General features: G+C 41.9%; 15 protein-coding genes and 1 pseudogene. 14 read left to right on the top strand and 2 right to left on the bottom strand.

From position 1 onward, the window contains the following. Positions 1–150: 150 nt before the first annotated feature. From EFA47_RS11550 to EFA47_RS11515, 8 genes and pseudogenes are all read left to right on the top strand, one after another. Positions 151–399 (top strand): helix-turn-helix domain-containing protein, encoded by a 249-nt coding sequence (locus EFA47_RS11550; RefSeq protein ID WP_122643413.1) that lies wholly within the window; start codon positions 151–153, stop codon positions 397–399. Continuing rightward, positions 396–1,241 (top strand): hypothetical protein, encoded by an 846-nt coding sequence (locus EFA47_RS11545; protein WP_122643412.1) that lies wholly within the window; start codon positions 396–398, stop codon positions 1,239–1,241. Before EFA47_RS11550 ends, EFA47_RS11545 begins: the two co-directional genes overlap by 4 nt. Positions 1,242–1,262: 21 nt before the next feature. Continuing rightward, positions 1,263–2,273, top strand: coding sequence for a hypothetical protein (locus tag EFA47_RS11540; RefSeq protein ID WP_122643411.1), 1,011 nt, complete (start codon positions 1,263–1,265; stop codon positions 2,271–2,273). 9 nt (positions 2,274–2,282) lie between these two features. Further along, positions 2,283–3,122 (top strand): hypothetical protein, encoded by an 840-nt coding sequence (locus EFA47_RS11535; protein WP_122643410.1) that lies wholly within the window; start codon positions 2,283–2,285, stop codon positions 3,120–3,122. A gap of 212 nt (positions 3,123–3,334) precedes the next feature. Beyond that, positions 3,335–3,937: a recombinase family protein gene (locus tag EFA47_RS11530; protein ID WP_122643409.1), complete on the top strand. Its 603-nt coding sequence runs from the start codon at positions 3,335–3,337 to the stop codon at positions 3,935–3,937. A 184-nt stretch (positions 3,938–4,121) separates the two neighbouring features. After that, a complete protein-coding gene (locus EFA47_RS11525; RefSeq protein WP_122643408.1) occupies positions 4,122–4,385 on the top strand; it encodes a hypothetical protein in 264 nt (87 codons plus the stop codon). Continuing rightward, positions 4,382–6,073 (top strand): recombinase family protein, encoded by a 1,692-nt coding sequence (locus tag EFA47_RS11520; protein WP_122643407.1) that lies wholly within the window; start codon positions 4,382–4,384, stop codon positions 6,071–6,073. Before EFA47_RS11525 ends, EFA47_RS11520 begins: the two co-directional genes overlap by 4 nt. Further along, positions 6,045–6,638 (top strand): annotated as a pseudogene (locus tag EFA47_RS11515) (peptidoglycan-binding protein); the annotation flags it as partial. The gene EFA47_RS11520 and the pseudogene EFA47_RS11515, both read left to right, overlap by 29 nt. Positions 6,639–6,669: 31 nt before the next feature. Here EFA47_RS11515 and EFA47_RS11510 read toward each other — a convergent pair. After that, positions 6,670–8,211: a response regulator transcription factor gene (locus tag EFA47_RS11510; RefSeq protein ID WP_164689986.1), complete on the bottom strand. Its 1,542-nt coding sequence runs from the start codon at positions 8,209–8,211 to the stop codon at positions 6,670–6,672. After that, complete coding sequence (locus EFA47_RS11500; RefSeq protein ID WP_122643406.1) at positions 8,186–9,901, bottom strand: sensor histidine kinase; 1,716 nt, start codon at positions 9,899–9,901, stop codon at positions 8,186–8,188. Before EFA47_RS11500 ends, EFA47_RS11510 begins: the two co-directional genes overlap by 26 nt. Before the next feature lie 197 nt (positions 9,902–10,098). Here EFA47_RS11500 and EFA47_RS11495 point away from each other — a divergent pair, with 197 nt between their 5' ends. From EFA47_RS11495 to EFA47_RS11470, 6 genes are all read left to right on the top strand, one after another. Then, positions 10,099–11,427 (top strand): ABC transporter substrate-binding protein, encoded by a 1,329-nt coding sequence (locus tag EFA47_RS11495; protein WP_122643405.1) that lies wholly within the window; start codon positions 10,099–10,101, stop codon positions 11,425–11,427. Positions 11,428–11,577: 150 nt separating this feature from the next. Next, positions 11,578–12,465, top strand: coding sequence for a carbohydrate ABC transporter permease (locus EFA47_RS11490; RefSeq protein ID WP_122643404.1), 888 nt, complete (start codon positions 11,578–11,580; stop codon positions 12,463–12,465). A gap of 19 nt (positions 12,466–12,484) precedes the next feature. Next, positions 12,485–13,330 carry a carbohydrate ABC transporter permease gene (locus EFA47_RS11485; RefSeq protein WP_122643403.1) on the top strand — a complete coding sequence of 282 codons (846 nt, stop codon included), beginning with the start codon at positions 12,485–12,487 and terminating at the stop codon, positions 13,328–13,330. A 23-nt stretch (positions 13,331–13,353) separates the two neighbouring features. Further along, a complete protein-coding gene (locus EFA47_RS11480; RefSeq protein WP_122643402.1) occupies positions 13,354–15,345 on the top strand; it encodes a putative glycoside hydrolase in 1,992 nt (663 codons plus the stop codon). A 117-nt stretch (positions 15,346–15,462) separates the two neighbouring features. Then, a complete protein-coding gene (locus EFA47_RS11475; RefSeq protein ID WP_122643401.1) occupies positions 15,463–16,935 on the top strand; it encodes a leucyl aminopeptidase family protein in 1,473 nt (490 codons plus the stop codon). Positions 16,936–17,076: 141 nt separating this feature from the next. Then, a complete protein-coding gene (locus EFA47_RS11470; RefSeq protein WP_122643400.1) occupies positions 17,077–19,647 on the top strand; it encodes a transglutaminase-like domain-containing protein in 2,571 nt (856 codons plus the stop codon). Positions 19,648–19,678: the final 31 nt, after the last annotated feature.

The raw sequence follows: 19,678 nt of genomic DNA, 5'->3' as shown, positions 1-19,678 counted from the left end.
TATTCACCACCTTTATAAAGTATAATTATACACAAAATCTTGAAATTAGCAATATAAAATACAGTATTTCTTGAATTTTGTGTTGATATTACAGAAATACTGTGATATTATGTATAAAAATCAAGTTATTCTGTGTTTGGAGGTGATTCTATGAAAGTGTACGAAAAGGTAAGGGCGTATATTGACGATAAGGGATATAAACAATTAAGCATTGCAGAAAAAGCAGGTATTCCCAAAACCACTTTTAATGCCATGATGAATGGCAAACGGACAATGTATGCGGATGATTTATGTTCTATCTGTATTGCCTTAAATGTCAGTCCTGAATTGTTCATTGAAGTTGAAAACCCATGTAAGATGACTTATGCCCACCAACATAAGGGAGGTGAAGTGGTTTGAATGTTAAACGTGAACAGACTCTACCTGATTTGATTCCTAAAATGGATAAGCATTTAAGGAAGATGTTAGAATTTGACACAAATAAATTTTGGGAAAGCACATTCATCTATAAGCAAATTGAAAAACGAAAAGAGAATATTACTTTTTCATTAAAAGATCATATTCGGGCAATGGTATATTCTATGTTGAGCTCTGGAACCTCTTGGAATAACATAATGTTAAATGCGGATATAGAAACGGGATATATCACTCCGGTAGACAAAATTTTTTACAATTATGACTTGGTAAAAATCTCAGACATTTCTCCTGAATATTTGCGAGATGAATTAAAAGAAATTCATTGTGCAAGTCAATATACTTTAAAACAAATGAATGCATTGATTAATGTCAATATTCCAAAATTAAAAGCTATCGAAACAGAATATGGCTCTATTGATACATATTATCAAGAATTTATAAAACTTGATACAACCTTGAAAACGCTGGTATTGGTATTATCAACTTCAGGAAGTAAAGATAAACTATTACAGATGGATATAGCGTTAGTATGTGAATATTTGCGGAATGTTGGTTATGATATGGCAAAGCCTGACAGACATATTAGACGAATTTTGGGAAGTAATATACTTGCCTGCTCTGAAAAAGAAGTGGTTCCGGTATACGCCGCATTTGACATTATTCAAGCGTGTGCCAAGGAAATAAATAAACCAGTAGCCGAAGTGGATTATATCTTATGGTCATACTGTGCGAAAGGGTATGGAGAAATATGTACATTAAATAATCCCAGTTGTGATGTGTGTGTTATGAAAGAAAATTGTAACTTGTATAACAACAGTAATTAAAAACGGAAAGAGAGAATCAAAATGGAAAGAACGCAAGAATTAGAGATTGTAAACACAGCATATTTTTTAGAGGACAGACTTCTGAAATTAGAAGATGAAAAAAAAGAACTTCAGTCTGAAAAACCACAGAAACCTACTCAACCCGAAGAGCCTGTGGAAAAATTTTTGAAAATAGAACCAATTCCATATCCGGAAATAACTCCTTCTATAGAAAGAAAACGTGGTATTTGGAAACGAGGGGCGTATATATGGGGTGGGAGCATTTTACTTCAGGTTGTAAGTATCATATTAGGAACTATACTTCCAAGCCTTACATTTCTTACATTGTTAAGTGGAATCCTTTCTTTAGGACCAATTGCAGGCATAGTAATTATCATCTTAGATTACATGAACGAGAAAAAGAATAATAAAATTGCTAATGAACAGTATAAGAAAGCAGTAGAAAATTCAACTGAGTATAGACAGAAATGTGAAGTTATTGATGAAGAAAACCGTATCAGGCAGGCACAAGCAGATAAAGAAACTCACGAAAAATACATTCAAAGATTTAATGATTATCAAAAATTATGTAAACAGTATGAAGAAAATATGGTAGAATATAAAGAACTTAAAATTCCTGAATGGACTGAATCGGTGAATGAATTACAATCTGTAATTCAATATACTGAAGACACCTTACGCGAAGTATATGGAAAAAACATACTGCCACAACCGTATCGGAATATCCATGCATTGCTTTACATATCATCATTCCTTAATACATCAGCGTATGATTTAAAATATGCCATTGAAAGGTATGATACTTATGTTATGCAGGTTGCACAGCGAGAACAAATTAATATAAGTAAAGCCCAACTAGAAGTATCGGAAGAAGTTTTACAAAATCAGCAATACGCAAATTATTTAAATGAACAACTTTGTGAGCTTACAGAGCATGGAAATAAAACGCTTAAAAGTATTAGTAATTGGCAAAAAGCCGACATTGCTATAAGAGAATATAGAAGACATAAACTAAGGAAGGGAAAACTTTAAAATAAGTATATGAAAAAAATATTGGTTGTATTATTGGTAATTTTGTTAGTATCTGTAAGTGGATGTGGAAATACTGAAAAGAAAGACTCTGTTCCTGCTAAAACTACAAAGAATAAAATTGAAACGGATAAGGATAAGAAGAACTCCCAAACAAAGGATAAATCTACGGACTCCCAAAATCAAGATAAAGTAAAACCACAAACGGAAAATACAACTGAAAAAGAGTCAGACTCCAGTTGGACTCCTATCACAATAGAACAGGCTCCAGAGGGGTATAATTGTGAATTTTGCTTAGGCTGCGGAAAAACAAGTGATCAAATTGAAATTACAAAATGGGGATATTGTAGTCCATGTTACAATATATTCAGACCATTTGGAGATTGTGCAGTATGTGGTAATCCACTTGACGGCAGCGATAAAAACCATTATGACGGAACTCGATGTTATGCATGTGCTTCCCGATGTGATTATTGTCAAATGGAAATCACAGAGGATATGTTTGCTTGGTATGGATATGTAGATGCTCTTTGTTATGCGAGATATATTGTTGGTTGTGTATCATGCGGAAGTAAAAATGACACAGTAGACGCATCAACAGGATTGTGCTATGACTGTATGAAAAGAAACGGAGCTTATGAAAATTGCCCGGTCTGCGGCACAGAATACATAAACACCGGAGATGGAATGTGTAGTTCATGTTATGAAGCTTCTATATCGCCTCCGGAGAATTTCGGTACTGAACCAAACGTATGGTGCCCAAATTGTGGATACAGCTGGTTTACCACAGATGTTGGAATTGATGGATTTTATTGTTCTCAATGTGGATATAACTGGCTCCCTGAATATTAGAGTATAGAGGAAAACATATACAAGAGAAGTAGCTTTATAAGCGTATTAAAGAAAACATCTCTTTTCGTTTATATTTTTTCATACCCAAAAACAACCTTAATTCAATCTTGTTAAGGTTGTTTTTTTTATGGCAAATATAAAAGAAACAGTTTATTTCTTTTCCTTTATATCTTATAATACATACACACAAAAGACGAATGGAGTGATTACAAATGAATTATGCTTATGCCAGATGTTCCACAAATGAGAAGCTACAAGATATTCAACGTCAAATCAGGGAATTGAAAAAGTATGGACTGACTGATGAATACATCTACTTAGAATATGAAAGCGGTATAAAGGAAAATCGTACTGAACTGAATAAACTTTTAAATATTGTGAAGTCAGGAGATACTATTTTCACAACAGAGGTCAGCCGAATTACCCGCAGTACAAAACAGCTTTGTGACATCATTGAACTTGCAAAACAACGCAAAATAAAACTGGTCTTAGGAAGTTTTATTGTGGACTGTAAGAAAGAACTTGACCCTATGACCGAGGGAATGTTAAAAATGATGGGCGTATTCGCCGAATTAGAGAGAAATATGATAAGTCAGCGTGTCAAAAGTGGAATGGAGAACGCAAAGGCGAAAGGGAAAGTGATTGGAAGACCTGTCACTACCGCTGACGATATTCCGCATATTTTTTACAAATACTATACCAAATATAAAAATGGTATGATAAACAAAAAAGAATTATCAAGACTATGCGCACTCTCCTATCCGACCATTTATAAATATTTACATATTATAGAATCAAAGAATGATACCTTTTAGAAATTGGCAAGAGAATTTGTCGGTTTTTAGGAGGTATTATTTTTTGTATTCGACAACATGAAGAAATTTTTTCTTATAACATAGAAATCAAAAACAGTATAGGACGTTTCAGACTGTCTTTCTCCATGTTGGTTTCTCCACAAAATCTAAAGGCATCAAGACCAATAGATTGGAGGACGATAGTTTGAGTGAAAAGATTTCGCCTGATATGACGGAGAGATATTTTTTCACCAAGGATAAGACATTCTTCGAATGTGACAAACTTACTGAGAATAATCATGTTATAAAACGTAATGTGGAGTACAACGGAATGAAAGTGATCATAGAATTCCCAAAAGAATCCGCAGATAAAACTTCTATCCATGAAGTAAAATCTATACTTTCGGATATGTTACAAGAATATTTGGTAAAACGTGATACAAAAGAAGAAAAGGAGAAAGCAAAATGAAGATTGTGAGAATGTTATTGCGTGTCAGTTCCGACCAACAATTAGAGGCAGACGGAGATTTAGGCATACAAAGACAGCTAGTAAAGGAATACATAGAAAGTCATTCTGACTGGAAACTGGACAATAAAGAATATTTTGAAGGGAGTAACAGCGGATATAAGAACTCCGTTGCAGACCGGATGGTATTGCAAGAAGCCTATAAAGACGCTGAACAAAGAGAATATGATATATTAGTCGCTTACAAAGATGACCGTATCGGACGTAGAATGTGGGAAATCGGCAGTTATATCATGTCTTTAAAAACTTTAGGGGTTGATATTTACACAGTGAAAGACGGACTGATTTCCCCTGAATCAAGTGATATGATGGGGCAAATGATGTTAGCTCTGCGATATGGAAACGCACAAAAAAGCAGTGCCGATACCGGAATGAGGGTAAGAGATACCGCAAAAAAACTTGTTGTACAAGGAAAATTTATGGGTGGTAAAGCACCTTACGGTTATACGTTAGAATTATCAGGTGAAATCAGTAAGCATGGACGTGCGCTGAAACATTTAGTAATAGTACCTGAACATGCGGAAGTTGTAAGGAAAATTTATCATTTATCTCTCAATAAGGAATTTGGTTCCGCAAAAATTGCAAGAACTTTAAATGAAGATGAACATTATAAGAATCTGGCACCTAATGACGTTTGGAAAAGCGGAACAATTACAAGTATTTTGACAAATCCTATATATGCCGGCTATACGGCATATAACCGAAGAGAAAGTTTGAATGGAAAATTTCATCAATTAGATAGTGAAAATTGGACAATTGCAAAGGAAAGAAATAATGATATTGCAATTGTGGATGAATCAGAATGGAATCAGGTTCAGTATACACGTAAACAAAGAGGAAACAAATACATAAAGAAACTAGAACACCAAGATGTGACAGTCATCACGAGAAATGACGGTCTTTTGCCTTTGGTAGATGTTATTTATTGTGGGTATTGTGGATGTAAATTAGTGAATGGAACAAAGTATAATTATTGGACTATTCAATCTACCGGAGAAAAAAGAGCCAGTAAAATTGCTACTTACAAATGTCAGAATGCATGGCAGGGAATTCCACATGATAAGACAAGGCAATTTCGTGCTGACTGGATTGAACCGATTGTGTTTCAGTCTATCTCTGAGTATATCGGGAAATTACAAGAATACGAAGATGTCTTTTCAAAGATTCAGGAAAATCATCAAAAAGAGAAACTGATAAAAGAAAAATCTCTGTACCGAGAAAAAAGTGAACTTGAAAAAATTCGTAAAAACATCTGTGTTATGGAAGAAAATATTCCTCTTTCTATGACAGGGGAATATCCTCTTTCTCTTGAAGAACTGGTTAAACTTATCAAAAAGGAAAAGCAAAAAGAAGAAGAACAATTAAAAATTATCTCTCAAAGGGAACGTGAAATTATGAATTTGGATATAACGGTAAATGACTGGGAGGACATACGGGATAGTATTCCAACATGGCAGAAGATTCTTACAAACGCAGATAACACCACCAAAAGAGTCTTAGTAAATAAGCTGATTGAGAGGATAGATGTCACAAAAGAGGAAGTAAAAATCCGGTTCAAAATCAACCTAGATTTTTTTTTAACTCAACCCCGAATGAACAATAACGGAGTGGTATCGGAACAAAGGCTATGATTTTACGATTACATCTTCTACAGCCTTTGACCACAAATGGATCCCAGAAAGGAATATCTATGACAGTATTTCCGTGATTGTTGATGAATTATTTGCCTCATATCTTTCAAGGCCCAATGTAAGGCAGCCCATTCTAACACAGTATTGTGATGGGAGAATGGTAACTTGCCCCAACTGGATGACACAGTGGGGGTCAAAGGCCCTGGGAGACCAGGGGTATACTCCTATAGAGATTCTCCGCTATTATTACGGGGATGATATGTATATCAATACTGCACAGGAAATATCAGGGATTCCGGCTTCCTGGCCGGGATATACGCTGGAGAATGGGGCCAGCGGGGATAAAGTACGGCAGATACAGGAACAATTAAACGTGATAGCAGGCGCATATCCGGCTATACCCAAAATTAATGTAGACGGCATCTACGGACCAGCTACGGCGGCCACAGTGACTAAATTCCAGTCTGTATTTGGCCTGCCCCAGACAGGGACTGTAGATTACCGGACGTGGTACAAAATCTCAGAGATTTATGTAGGGGTATCCCGGATAGCGGAGCTGGTATAGAGCTTTGCCCTGTGAAAGAGCAGGGAGTGTATCAGGAGGCAGGCGGCCCGCCTGCCTCCTTTTCTGCCTCATAGATTCGTATAAATTCCTTGGGAGGGCAGCCGAAGTTTTTTTTGAAAAGTTTACTGAAATAGAATACATCTGAATAACCTACTGCTGCCGCAACCTCGGACACAAGATATTCTCTGGTTATGAGCAGCTTTTTTGCTGCATCCATACGTACTCTGGTGATGTACTGGAGAATAGACTGGTCTCTTACATTCTTAAATACAGCGCCCAGATAAGAAGCATTCATCTGAAAATATCTGGCTATGGAGGACACAGTTAAATCAGGGTTAGAGTAATGTTCATCAATATAAGCCATGATTTTTTTGCAGTAGGTTACATCAGAAGGCTGTATTTTTTTAAGGCTTATGCATTGGCTGCCATAATGGATGACTGCCTCTTTCAGCCTGTCACAGGTGTATTCTTCTTCCAGCATGGCAGAGATAAAGTCAGAAATACTGCAGTCCAAGTTTGCCGGTACCTTATAGTGGATCTGGAATGTAATGAATAGTTCATTGAGGAAAGAAAACAAGATATCAATGTTTTTCTTTTGTACAATAGTATCAAAAGATTCTTGGATAAAATTTCTGAAATTCCTCACATCTCCTAGATTTAGATACTCCATGACAGTCTGCCTCAATTTTGCTAAATCAATTTTTTCGTTTCCCTGCTCTTTATGCCTGAATTCCATAAACAACTCGGAATAGGGGTGGAAGTAACGCTGGTTCAAGCTGGATAATATGCGCCGGTAATAAACGCCCCAATTTTCTTCCAGGGAAAATACATGATTGGCGGTGAGGAACATATAGCTTTGCGCATTGGCTACGTACTCAGTCAGCAGGCTCCCCAGATGGCTGATATCCATGCCAGTGCTGAAAAAAAGCTGAATAACATAGATGTGGCCAGATTCCTGGAAATGTTCACATCGAAGGCCGAGGCAGCGGTGGATACGGTCTGACAGTCCCAGGGCGCCTGCCGGGGTATCTTCCATGGTGTAGACACCGATATAGGCAGAGTATTTGTACTGTAGAAAATCAGGATACTGAATATAAAACTCTGCCATACACAGTCTCTCATCCCGCACATCAGTCAGGGCGTTACAGCACATGTGGCGGTCATAGGACTTTAATTTGGCATCTGCATTTTTACTGATGCTGATTTTTTCCACACATTTCTCCAAGGCAGCCAGCAGTGCAGAAGGGTCTACTGGCTTTAGCAGATAATCAGAAACCCCGTTCTGCAAAGCGGAGCGGGCATATTCAAATTCATTGTACCCGGAGAGGATGATTACTTGGGTGCTGGGAAAATTATGGCGGATATGGAGGGCAGTTTCAGTACCAAGCATTTTCGGCATACGGATATCTAAAAGTACAATGTCTACCCTCTGTTCATTCATCATATTTAAGACTTCCACTCCGTTTTCCGCTTCCCCCGCGAGCTGCAGGTTCAGCTCTGTCCACGGGATGATGCGCTTGAGGCGCTGGCGGATAAAGTATTCGTCATCAGCAATCAGTAGTGTTGTCTGCATGATCTGTCCCCTCCTTTTTAGGTATAGTAATGGTTGTGGTACAGCCGCCCTCTGGACGGTTGGCCATAGTAAGCCCATAATCTTCGCCATAGTATAACTGAATTCGCTGGTGTATGTTCCGTATACCAAAATGGCTGCTGCATTCCCATATTTTCTCGTATGCTTCCTGGGTGAAGCCTACGCCGTTATCCTGGACAGTAATAGCGAGGTTTTCACCCTGGTCTAAGACTTTAATCTCCAGATGCCCCCGGGCATCTAATTCCTTAATGCCATGGTAAATACTATTCTCTACAATAGGCTGAAGAAGAAGCTTGATGCAGGAGTATTTCTTCAGAGGGTCGGGGCAGTGGATGGTATAGTCAAATTTATGGAAATACCGGATCTGCATAATATGGAGATATGCAGTTGTAATTTCCAGCTCATCCTTGATTGTAACGTGGAATTTCCCGCTGCTTAACCCTACTCTGTAGAAGGTAGAAAGGCTCATGACAATATCTATCAGTGTCTGCTTTTCGTCCAGTTCAGCCAGAGAACAGATATTGTCCAGTGTATTGTATAAAAAATGTGGTTTTACCTGCTGCTGGATCAGATCTAAGGAAATCTGGTTTTTTAGCTTTGTAGTCTCCAGCAGGTTGTCCTTTAACTGCTCCTGGGCCTGGATCATGGCGTTAAACTCTGAGAAGAGAAGTGCAATATCCCGGTCATTGCAGCGGACATCAATGGTAGACCAGTCCCCCTGTTTAATTTTCTGTGTATGGTCGATCAGGCTATACAGCGGGAAAGTAATTGTCCTGGAAAGCTTTCTGGATATAACAAAACAAATTCCTGCGCAAAATATTGCTGCCAATAAACACAACATTAAAATTTGCATCAAAGGAAAGAAAAAAGTTGCAAAAGAAACGCTGTTTATTATGTACCAGTCAAGTCTTGGAAGGTATCTGGTAAACGTAATATTTTTGATGGAAATATCTCTTACCTCTGTAGTGAAATCGCCATAGACAGATTCTATGTCCAGGCTCTCATCCGTACTTTTTACTATCCCATGTTTATCAGTCACATAGATATGGTGGTTTTGGTCTGTATTATCTGCATAGATATCAGAAATTGTACTTTCAGGAATGGAGATTTCAATAAATCCGACTAAGCTGCCTGTGGCGATACTGTATACAGGCTGAATCATGGATAAAGTATACAGGGTTAAATTTTTATCTATATTGGAACGCTTCTGCTGGAGAAACCACACGCCATCCTCAGAAGCAGGCACGTCTGCCATATATGTGGAGGCATAATATTCTGTGGTGGCAACCCGATTGTGGTTTCCTGAATAAAAAGTCACAGAATAAATGAATGGGGTAGACTGTATCGTATGGTTGATGCTGTTTTTCATCTGCATCTCGTCCGTGGCAGAAAACTGCGACGGTGCGTCTTTATATTTCTTTAGGCCCTTCTGGATAGTGTCGTCTGTTATGAGTGACAGGGAGTAATTTGACACAGAATCCATGTAATAATTGAGCTGGCCGGCAATATAATCAAGTTGTGCCAGTGAAGAATCAGAAGTACTTTTCAGGAAATAGCTGTAATACATAAGGGATGTGGCGGCCGTCAGTAAAAGCATAAGGCCGGTAGTTGTCAAAGTCATGCTCCGGAAAATTTTTGTCCGGATAGAAAGGCTTGTGTTTGTATGTCTCATAAGTGTCTGCCTCCTTTGCAACTTAGTTTATATGAATCTGAAAAGAATGTCTACGAGGCAGAGGTATACAGAGATAAGTTATGTGGGAAATATACAAAAAAACTAGAAAATGACCATTTGGAATCTGGAAAAATTACGGTATATTAATGTCAGAAAAGCAAACATGCTGTGTTGACAGAGAGAAAAGGAGGAAAATTATGAAATTAAAGAGATTAATCGCATTGGGCCTTGCAGGGCTTATGTGCGCAGGGCTGCTTGCAGGCTGCGGCTCATCTGGAGGAGATAAGGGCAGCGGCGGAGGCGGGGAGGGCAAAGTAACTATCCGCCTTTTGACAAGGATGGCGGGCACGTCCCCCCAGGTAGATATTTACAATGATATTTTAGATGAGTTTAAGGAGAAACATCCAGAAGTGACAATCATTGACGATTCACAGAGTGATGAGTCTGCATTCAACAATATTCTCTCCACAGATATTGCGTCCGGGGATATGGCAAATATCTTCCGTATCCAGGGAGTGGCAAACCTGTCAGAATACATTGACAACGGACTGCTTTTAAATGTCCAGCCATATCTGGATGAGGATGAACAGTGGGGCAGCGGCTTCACAGAGGGGGCACTTTCTTATTATCAGGTCCCAGGGCAGGAAGGCACATACGCGATCCCCATGGAATCTGGCCTGATTGGAGTGTATTACAACGAAGATCTGTTTAAGGACGCAGGCATAGACACGTTCCCAGAGACATGGACAGAATTTTTGGAAGCAATAAAGAAGCTGAAAGATTCAGGAGTTACCCCCATTGCCATGGGAGCACAGACAACGTATATGGCAGGCCACCTGCACGACCAGATTTTCTATAAATGGGTCGGCACAGAAGCGGCAAAGGAATTAGGCAGCAGGGATATGAAATGGACGGATCCGGAAGTGGTTGAGACGCTGCAGTATGTCAAAGATCTAATTGATGCAGGGGCTTTTGACGAAAGCGCTGCAGGCATCCAGGACAATATAGCAATGAGCCAGTTCCAGAATGGGGAGGCCGCTATGGTGATCACTGGGCCCTGGAATATCAGTACATTTACAGATCCCGCAGAGACACCGGTGAAAGACAGTATCAAGGTTGCTAAATTCCCCTACTTTGAAGAAAAGCCAGAGTTCAAGAATGAAGATATGCAGACACTCAGTCCATACATGATCAGCGGCAAGCTGGAAGGTGAGGAGTTGGATCTTACAATTGAACTTGTGAAAATGCTGACAGATAAAGATGCTGCAAAACGATTTGCGGAGGAATGTGCATTCCTGATTCCCAGGACAGATATTGAACTTGACGAAAGTAAATGTGAGCCTCTGTTTATTGATAATATGGAGCTGGGAGGAACATCCACAGGTATCGGCGTTGATGTATTTGATTTTGACCCTCTCACATCTATGCAGGACAGGACAAGGAATTCTATCGTAAGTATGTTTACTGGGACATCTGCGGAGGATGCGGCGAAAGAGATTCAGGCGGAAATAGATAACGCAGAATAAAAAAGCTGCCGGGGATACTGTCTCCGGCAGTTTTTTCAGGAAATGGCGCTCTTAGGCCGCCATGGCCTGATGCCGGCCGGGAGTCCTTTGAAGAGAAAGACCCGGAAAGAATCAATGAAAGTTACATAAACAGGAAGGATATGTAAAACTATGATTAAGGTGAAAAATAATAAAATGAGGCTGACTTTGGCGCTGTTTGTGCTCCCGGCTTTATTGATCTATATTTTATTCCAGATACTGCCTCTTATTGGCGCTGTGTTCTTTTCCTTTATGGAATGGAATGGCATAGGTGGATCGGCCCTCCAGTTTGTAGGCCTGAAAAATTATACAGATGCCTTTAAAAATGCAGATTTTATCCTCTCATTAAAGAATATGTTTAAAATGGTTGTGTTCAGTGTACTATTCCATACACCTGTGGCCCTGGTCATGGCGGCAGTGATCAACACGAAGTGTAAGGGGTACCGCGTGTTTAAGGCGCTGTTCTTTGTACCCACAGTGTTTCCCCTGACAGCAGTCGGACTGATGTGGTATTTCGTGTTCATGCCTACAGGCGTATTTAATTCATTTTTGGAGGTTATTGGCCTTGGGGGGATCGCCCAGGCATGGCTTGTGAATCCATCCACGGCAATGAATACGATTGTATTTGTAAATATATGGGCCGGTGTGGGTTATTATATGGTCATACTGCTGGCAGGCCTGACGACTATTTCCGATGATGTATATGAAGCGGCGGCGATTGACGGGGCAAATAAACTGCAGTGCTTTTTCCAGATTACAGTCCCTATGCTCAAACCAACAATCGCAATGTGTATCCTGATGGACATTATCGGGTCTGTGAAAGTATTCGACCTTGTATTTGCCATGACAGGAGGAGGGCCTAATGGCCTGACGAACCTGCCTACGACACTGATGTACAATGAAGCATTTAAATATAGCCATTACGGCCTGGGAAGTGCCATTGGTATTATTATTATGATTATCTGTCTCGCAGGCACCCTGCTCAGTAATAAGCTGACCAGCAGGAAGAATGACCAGTAAGTAAGGAAAGGTGAAGATTATGAATAAAACAGCCAAAATAAAACATTCTCCAGTTGGGGGGATAGTAAAATATGTGTTTTTACTCTGTATGGCATTTGTATTTGCGATGCCTATGGTCTTTACGCTGCTTTCATCCGTCAAGACAAAGACAGAGATTTTTGCAAAACCATTCTCCCTTCCGGCAGTATTCCAGTGGGGCAATTATATAGAAGCATGGCAGGCCGCCAACATGAGCAGATATTTTATTAACAGTATTATACAGGCAGGCGCCACAGTCATCGGCCTGGCCATTGTCTCCTCTATGGCGGCATATGTCCTGTCCAGATTCCAATTCCGGGGCAATAAATTCCTCATGCTGTTTTTTATGCTGGGTATGATGGTGCCTATGCACACAGTATTAGTTCCGGTTTCTTATATTATTGGTACCCTGGATTTAAAAAATAATATTCCTGCATTAGTGTTAATTTATGTTGCCTTCAGCCTGCCCTTCAGTATTATGGTCATGAGCAATTTTATGCGGGGTGTGAACCACTCCCTGGAGGAGGCGGCTCTGATTGATGGCGCCACATATTTTCAGATTTACAGAAAAGTAATGCTGCCATTGTGTGTGCCGGCTATCTCAACCATTTCTATCTTTAATTTTTTGAGCGCGTGGAACAATATCCTGTTCCCTCTGTTATTTATCAATGATAAAGACCTTAAACCCATAGCGCTGGGACTTTTGAATTTCAACGGCGAGAGGGGGAGCGACTATGGCCCGCTGATGGCCGCCATAGTCATTACAGTTGCAGTACCCCTTGTCATGTACCTGCTTTTCCAGGAGAAGGTAGAGGGCGGCCTGGCAGCAGGCGCAGTGAAAGAGTAAAAACAACGTAAAGGAGAAATAAAATGTCATCTATTTCATACCGTCAGGTTCATTTAGACTTTCATACTAGCGAGTATATTCCTGAAATTGGGAAGGAATTTAATATGGAGGAATTCGGTAATACCCTTGCCAAGGCAAATGTCAATTCTATCACATGCTTTGGAAGGTGCCACCACGGATGGCTGTATTACCCATCCAGAAAATTCCCTGAATTGATCCATCCAGGGCTGAAGAACCATAATCTTCTGCTGGAGCAGATAAAGGCCTGCCATAAAAGGGGGATCCGTGTTCCGATTTACACGACAGCACAGTGGGATGGAAGGATTATGAGGGAGCATCCAGAATGGCTGTCCTTGGATGAAAATGGGGAATATATAGACACCCAGCATGTACCGGCCCCTCATTTTTACAATACAATCTGCCTAAACAGCGGCTACCGCCAGTTTTTCAAGGAACATCTGGAGGATATGATAGAGGTGGCAGGCCCCGAAAATGTGGATGGTATTTTTATTGATATACTTTTCCATGTGGACTGTAAGTGCCCTCAGTGTACAGCTAAGATGGAGGAGCTGGGCATGGACGTAGAAAGTAAATCTCAGAGACTGAAATATGCAGGACAAATGCTGGATAAGTTTAAGGAGGAAATTACAGCTTTCATACAGGGGATGGCCCCGGATGCCACTGTATTTTATAACAGCTCCCACATTGGCCCGGCCTATAAGAACAGCTTTAAAGACTATAGCCATCTGGAGCTGGAATCCCTGCCAAGCGGAGGATGGGGGTATGACCATTTCCCGGCCACCAGCCGCTATGCCCGTATGCTGGGTAAAGACATCATCGGCATGACAGGGAAGTTCCATACATATTGGGGGGATTTCCATTCACTGAAAAATAAAGCTGCCCTAGAATTAGAATGCAATAATATGCTGGCTATGGGGGCGGGATGCTCTATTGGAGATCAGCTGCATCCTTCAGGGAGGCTTTCTAAAGCAGCCTATGACTTGATTGGAAGTGTGTATGAGGGTGTGAAGCAGAAAGAGCCATATTGCCACGGCGCAAAGGCCAGGACGGAGATTGGAGTATTTAACCCAGAAGAGTTCTATCCTGACGATTCTTATGACTTAAGCATCTCCCCGTCTCTGATTGGGACTGTGCGGATGCTGCAGGAGATGAGTTACCAATTTGATATCATTGATACAGAAATGGATTTTTCTGCCTACAAAGTGCTGATTCTGCCAGACTGTATTTATGGAAATGAAAAATTAGAAGGACTTTTAAAGGAATATCTGGCCAGTGGAGGCAAGGTACTGGGTTCCTATGAATCCTGCTTAAAGAAAGACGGCAGTGAGAGTATATACGGTGTAACATATAAAGAGGAATCCCCATATTACCGTGAGTTTGTCATGCCCAATGAAAGAATTGGCAAAGAACTTCCCAAAGAAGAGTTCGTTATGTATCTGCGTGGATTAGATGTGGATGCAAAAGATGCGCAGGTATTGATGGATAAAATAAAACCTTATTTTGACAGGGCAGGGGAGAAATTCTGTTCTCATCAGCACGCCCCATCCTCAGGGATAACAGGGTATCCGGCAGCAACCATATATCATGGGGCAGTTTATTTTTCACATCCTATATTCCGCTGTTACCGGAAGAATGCAGCATCCTGGTGTAAGGCCATGGTAAAAGATGCATTGGAGATTCTCTTGGAAGATAAACTCGTGTCCCATACAGGCCCGTCCACTATCATGGCTGCTTTAAACTGCCAGGAAAAGGAAGAACGGGATATTCTCCACATCCTACATTATATTACGGAGAAGAGGTCTGAGGATATTTATACACTGGAGGATGTAATTCCCCTTTATAATACAGAATTTAAAGTTTATGAAGAGGGAAAAGAAATATGCACTGTCAGGAATATAATCAGAGATGAAAAACTGGAATTTAGCCGTGAGGGCGGATATATACGGTTTATTGTTCCTTTGATTGAAGGGCATGAAATGATAGAGATTAGCTGACATGACAGGCACAGTATATTTCCAGGTATACCCTACGCTGTATCTTTCCGGTAAAGGGGATAGGTAAAGGGTGCAGGGAAACCCATAAATTTATAGGAAGGATTCGAGGAGACAAATATGATCAGAATTGCGGCGGGTACAAATATAAAAGCAGGCGTTCTGTTCTTCACCAGGGAAGCGGCCAAAAAGCTGCATGACGGGGAGGGGGGCATATTCCAGGGGGAATATTTGCAGACCTTCCCCCGTGTATGTCCTGGGGGAGTACAGGAGTGCTGTGTGGGGATTGGGGAGGAAAAGCTAACAGGACGAATGCTCATGGAGGCAGCTGCCTGTGGGGCAGCTTTTTGGCACAGGCATAAAGTGCGAAAGTTTTATGTGGATCTTTCAGGACTAGAAGGAAAGCTGACAGGGGAAAATTTGGCTCATTTTGTCCAGGGACTTTATTTAGGGGGATATGAACAGCCGCAATTTCCAGTTAAAAAGAGCGGGGATGTAGATATTGTACTGCTTGGGTTAGATGTGAAGAAAGAAGGGGATGCAGTTTTAGAGGAACAGCTTAAGAGTGTGGCAAAGGGCGGGGAGGCGCCCTTTTGGGCCCAAAGCGTGTTAGAGCAGGGAACCCATGTGGCGGAAGGTGTTGCGTTTGCCAGAGATATGGTGAATTACCCTGGGAATCTCTTGAGGCCCTATGATTTTGCAGAGGCCATCCGAAAGCAGATGGCAGGCCTGGATATAGAGGTAGAAGTCTTACAGCAAGAGCAGTTGGAAAAGATGGGCATGGGCGGACTTTTGACAGTCGGCATGGGCAGCGGTTTTTCTCCTTGTATGGCCATTTTGCGGTATACTAAAAATCCAGGCGGGGAATGCCTGGCGCTGGTGGGAAAGGGAGTCACCTGTGATACAGGCGGCTACTGCTTAAAACCATCTGGATCCATGGCAGGTATCCGTGGAGACATGGCAGGGGGGGCAGCCGTAGCCGGGTGCCTGTATGCTCTGGCTAAGAATCAGGTCCGGGTAAATGTCACAGGGGTGATTCCTATTTGTGAGAACCGCATTTCCCCGGACAGCTATCTGCCGGGGGACGTGATTACCATGTATGACAGGAAAAGTGTAGAAATATGCAATACAGATGCAGAGGGCAGGCTTATCCTGGGAGATGCTGTGGCCTATGCTGTTGAAAAAGAGGGGGCCAGCCAGGTGATAGATATAGCTACACTGACAGGTGCAGTGGTAAATCTATTTGGGTTTACCATAGGCGGAGTGCTCTGCGATGACGACAGGCTATACAGAGAGTTTGAGGCGGCTGCAGAGAAATCTGGAGAACAGTATGCCAGAATTCCCTATTACCCGGAACATGAGGAGATGCTGAAAAGTGAAGTGGCGGATTTGAAAAATCTGGGGCCTGACTATTGCGGGACTATAACAGCCGGACTGTTTATACGCAGGTTTGTAAAGGGGAGGCCGTGGCTTCATATGGATATTGCAGGGACTGCCTGGGTGGATACTCCGGTATGGAAGTTTCAGAAAAAGGGAGCCACGGGTGCGGGAGTGGCCACACTATATGAATTGTGCAGGAAAATACAAAAATAGTTTTGCAGAACCAGTACTGCCGCAGAAATTGACGGCGCCCGGATATTCTTGTGGGACTGTCTGTAAGCAGAGATGCTATATACAGGCACAGGAAGGAAGCAAAGATAAGAGAAGCAGCAGAGGTGCTTGAGAGGAGTCAACATGTTTTCTGAAGAATTTATAAGAAAAATAAAGCAAGTTTATAAAGAGAAATGCAGAATTATTCCCGGTTTATTTCATAGAATTGATAGAAAGATTCAGTTGTGCGGGCCGTCAGAACAAATATTGCTGATGTACCTTTATGGCAATATGCCTTTATCGGATATGGTCAATTACCCCTTTGAGACATTTTTAGACTATGCCCGCCATGGAGTATTTCTATGGGAGAATGGTATCTATAGGGCAGAGGCCGGGGAGGAAATTTTTTGCCAATATGTAGTATACCACAGGATTAATACTGAGGATATTAGTCCGTGCAGAAGCTTTTTTTATGAAAAGGCAAAGGGAGAGGTGCCCATAAAGGCGGCGGTGGAAGACGCTGTGCTGGCCCTGAATTACTGGTGCGCCCAGGAGGCGTCATACAGGGCCTCCGATGATAGGACAGCATCCCCGATGACAGTATATAAAAGTGCCCGGGGACGATGTGGGGAAGAATCCACGTTTACTGTCAGTGTACTTAGAAGCATGGGAATCCCTGCCAGGCAGGTATACGCCCCAAGATGGTCCCATTGTGACGATAACCATGCGTGGGTGGAGGCATGGTGCAAAGGGACGTGGCATTTCTTAGGAGCCTGTGAACCTGAAGAGGTGCTGGATAAAGGGTGGTTTTTACATGCTTCATCCAGGGCAATGCTGATTCACTCCAGATGGTATGGAGATTTATTACTGGCAGGAGATGTGGTGTGCAGGGAGGACATTGTATCCACCCAGGGCATTACAACAGAAATCAATGAAATTAAGAGGTACGCACATACCCGCAGAGTGACAGTAAAGGTAATAGATGCAGAAGGCCGTCCTGGGGTTGGCGCAAAAGTAAGGATAGAGGTTTTAAATTATGCAGAGTTTTTCCCTGTGGCAAAGATGCTGGCAGGGGAAGAGGGAAAAGTGGATATAGAACTGGGGCTGGGAAGCTGCCGAATCCGGGGAAGCCTAGATAATGCGGAGGATTCATATGTTTTAGATGTCAGGGAATGCAGCGAGGTGACTCTGGCATTAAAAAAGAAATGGGACATAGGGGGCCAAGAAGAAAACAAAGAGGATTGCCAGGGTAGGCGCGCATATTTGAATGGCTGGAAGGACTTTCAGTTCTTTGCTCCAAGGGATGCGGTGATCCACAGTGGGTTTGTGACAGAGGAACAGAAAAAACAGCAAAAGAGCAAGCTTGCTGCGCGGACTGTAGCCAGGCTGGAGAAGAAGGGGACGGGGAATGAAGAGGAAGTAAGCAGATTCCTCTCAGGAAGTTTAAGTAAGAGGGGCAGGCCTGTAGTTTCTCTTGATAGCGCCGATTACAGAAAATTATTAATAGAAACTTTGAGTGAAAAGGATCTGCTGGATCTAAAAGCAGAAATTTTAGAGGCTCATTTAGAACATGCCCTTCAGTATAAGGATTTATTTCCCGGGGATATATTTGTAAAATATATTCTGGCTCCCAGGATTTTTAATGAAATGCTGACGGATTACAGGGGAGGAATTGACGGCCTGCTGTCCAAGAAGGAGAAGGAGGCCTTTAAGGCTGATCCGGTAAATATATGGAGGTTCATCAGACATGGAATTGAGGAAGCTGGGGAGGCTGAGTATAGTGCACTTTTGACCTGCCCTCTGCCTTGCCTCACTTATAAGGCCGGCAGCAGGCAGTCACAGGAAATCTTATTTGTGGCAGTCTGCAGGACTCTTGGTATTCCGGCAAGGCTTAACCCTATAGATGGGGAAATGGAATATTATAAAGAGGGGGCCTTTGTGAAGGTAATCTGCCCTGAAAAGGAAGGCAAATTAAAAATTTGCATGGAGGAGGGCGGGCGCTTTGTTTATTTCCAGAATTGGACGGTTGCCAGAGTATCCGGGGATGAGAAAAAGCTGCTGGATTTAAGTGGGATAAATTTTCAAAGTACAGCAGAAATCAGCGTGCCTGCAGGCATATACGAAGTTATCACTGCAAACAGGCTTCCCAATGGCAATGTGCTTGGAAGGATGGCAGCGGCTGCAGTCTGCCCGGACTGTGAAGTAGCCTTAGATTTAAAGCTTAAGGAAGCACGGCTTGACCAGATGCTGGAGTGTGTGCCAATCCCTTCCTTTACGGTCAAAAACCAGGAGGGAGAGGACAAGGTTATGGGGGAAGTGCTGGGGGGGAGGCCGGCCCTTGTGGCATGGCTGACGGAAGGCCAGGAACCTACTGAGCATATATTAAATGAACTGTGTGAACGCGGGGAAGAGTTTAACCAGGTGGAAAATCCCATTATCCTTTTTGTAAATAATAAGGCCGCCCTGGAGCATCCGACTGTACAAAAAGCGCTGGCGCTTTTAGATCATGCGGAGATACTGTACGATTCTACAGAGGAGCGTGTGTCTGAGCTGGGGAGAAGATTCTATGTTGACCCGGAAAGTGCTCCCCTGATTTTGGTGACAGATAAAAATATGAATTGTGTATATGCGGCTAGTGGATATAATGTAGGGACCGCAGACATGATACTTAAAATTCTTAAGATTGGGGAGGCAGCGCCTTCCCGGCAAATATAGCTCAGGAAATTTAAAAGTATCCCTGAAGTCA

The sequence above is a fragment of the Luxibacter massiliensis genome (genome assembly GCF_900604355.1).
In the GTDB taxonomy this organism is placed as follows: Bacteria; Bacillota; Clostridia; order Lachnospirales; family Lachnospiraceae; genus Luxibacter; species Luxibacter massiliensis.
The sequence above is the reverse complement of the archived record's forward strand: the minus strand, read 5'-3'. Positions and strand labels throughout refer to the sequence as shown.

Excerpts from the sequence above, each read along its gene's own strand:
- EFA47_RS11550 (WP_122643413.1), top strand. The coding sequence starts at position 151 with ATGAAAGTGTACGAAAAGGTAAGGGCGTATATTGACGATAAGGGATAT.
- EFA47_RS11540 (WP_122643411.1), top strand. The coding sequence starts at position 1,263 with ATGGAAAGAACGCAAGAATTAGAGATTGTAAACACAGCATATTTTTTA.
- EFA47_RS11535 (WP_122643410.1), top strand. The coding sequence starts at position 2,283 with ATGAAAAAAATATTGGTTGTATTATTGGTAATTTTGTTAGTATCTGTA.
- EFA47_RS11530 (WP_122643409.1), top strand. The coding sequence starts at position 3,335 with ATGAATTATGCTTATGCCAGATGTTCCACAAATGAGAAGCTACAAGAT.
- EFA47_RS11520 (WP_122643407.1), top strand. The coding sequence starts at position 4,382 with ATGAAGATTGTGAGAATGTTATTGCGTGTCAGTTCCGACCAACAATTA.
- EFA47_RS11510 (WP_164689986.1), bottom strand. The coding sequence starts at position 8,211 with ATGCAGACAACACTACTGATTGCTGATGACGAATACTTTATCCGCCAG.
- EFA47_RS11500 (WP_122643406.1), bottom strand. The coding sequence starts at position 9,901 with ATGAGACATACAAACACAAGCCTTTCTATCCGGACAAAAATTTTCCGG.
- EFA47_RS11495 (WP_122643405.1), top strand. The coding sequence starts at position 10,099 with ATGAAATTAAAGAGATTAATCGCATTGGGCCTTGCAGGGCTTATGTGC.
- EFA47_RS11490 (WP_122643404.1), top strand. The coding sequence starts at position 11,578 with ATGATTAAGGTGAAAAATAATAAAATGAGGCTGACTTTGGCGCTGTTT.
- EFA47_RS11485 (WP_122643403.1), top strand. The coding sequence starts at position 12,485 with ATGAATAAAACAGCCAAAATAAAACATTCTCCAGTTGGGGGGATAGTA.
- EFA47_RS11480 (WP_122643402.1), top strand. The coding sequence starts at position 13,354 with ATGTCATCTATTTCATACCGTCAGGTTCATTTAGACTTTCATACTAGC.
- EFA47_RS11475 (WP_122643401.1), top strand. The coding sequence starts at position 15,463 with ATGATCAGAATTGCGGCGGGTACAAATATAAAAGCAGGCGTTCTGTTC.
- EFA47_RS11470 (WP_122643400.1), top strand. The coding sequence starts at position 17,077 with ATGTTTTCTGAAGAATTTATAAGAAAAATAAAGCAAGTTTATAAAGAG.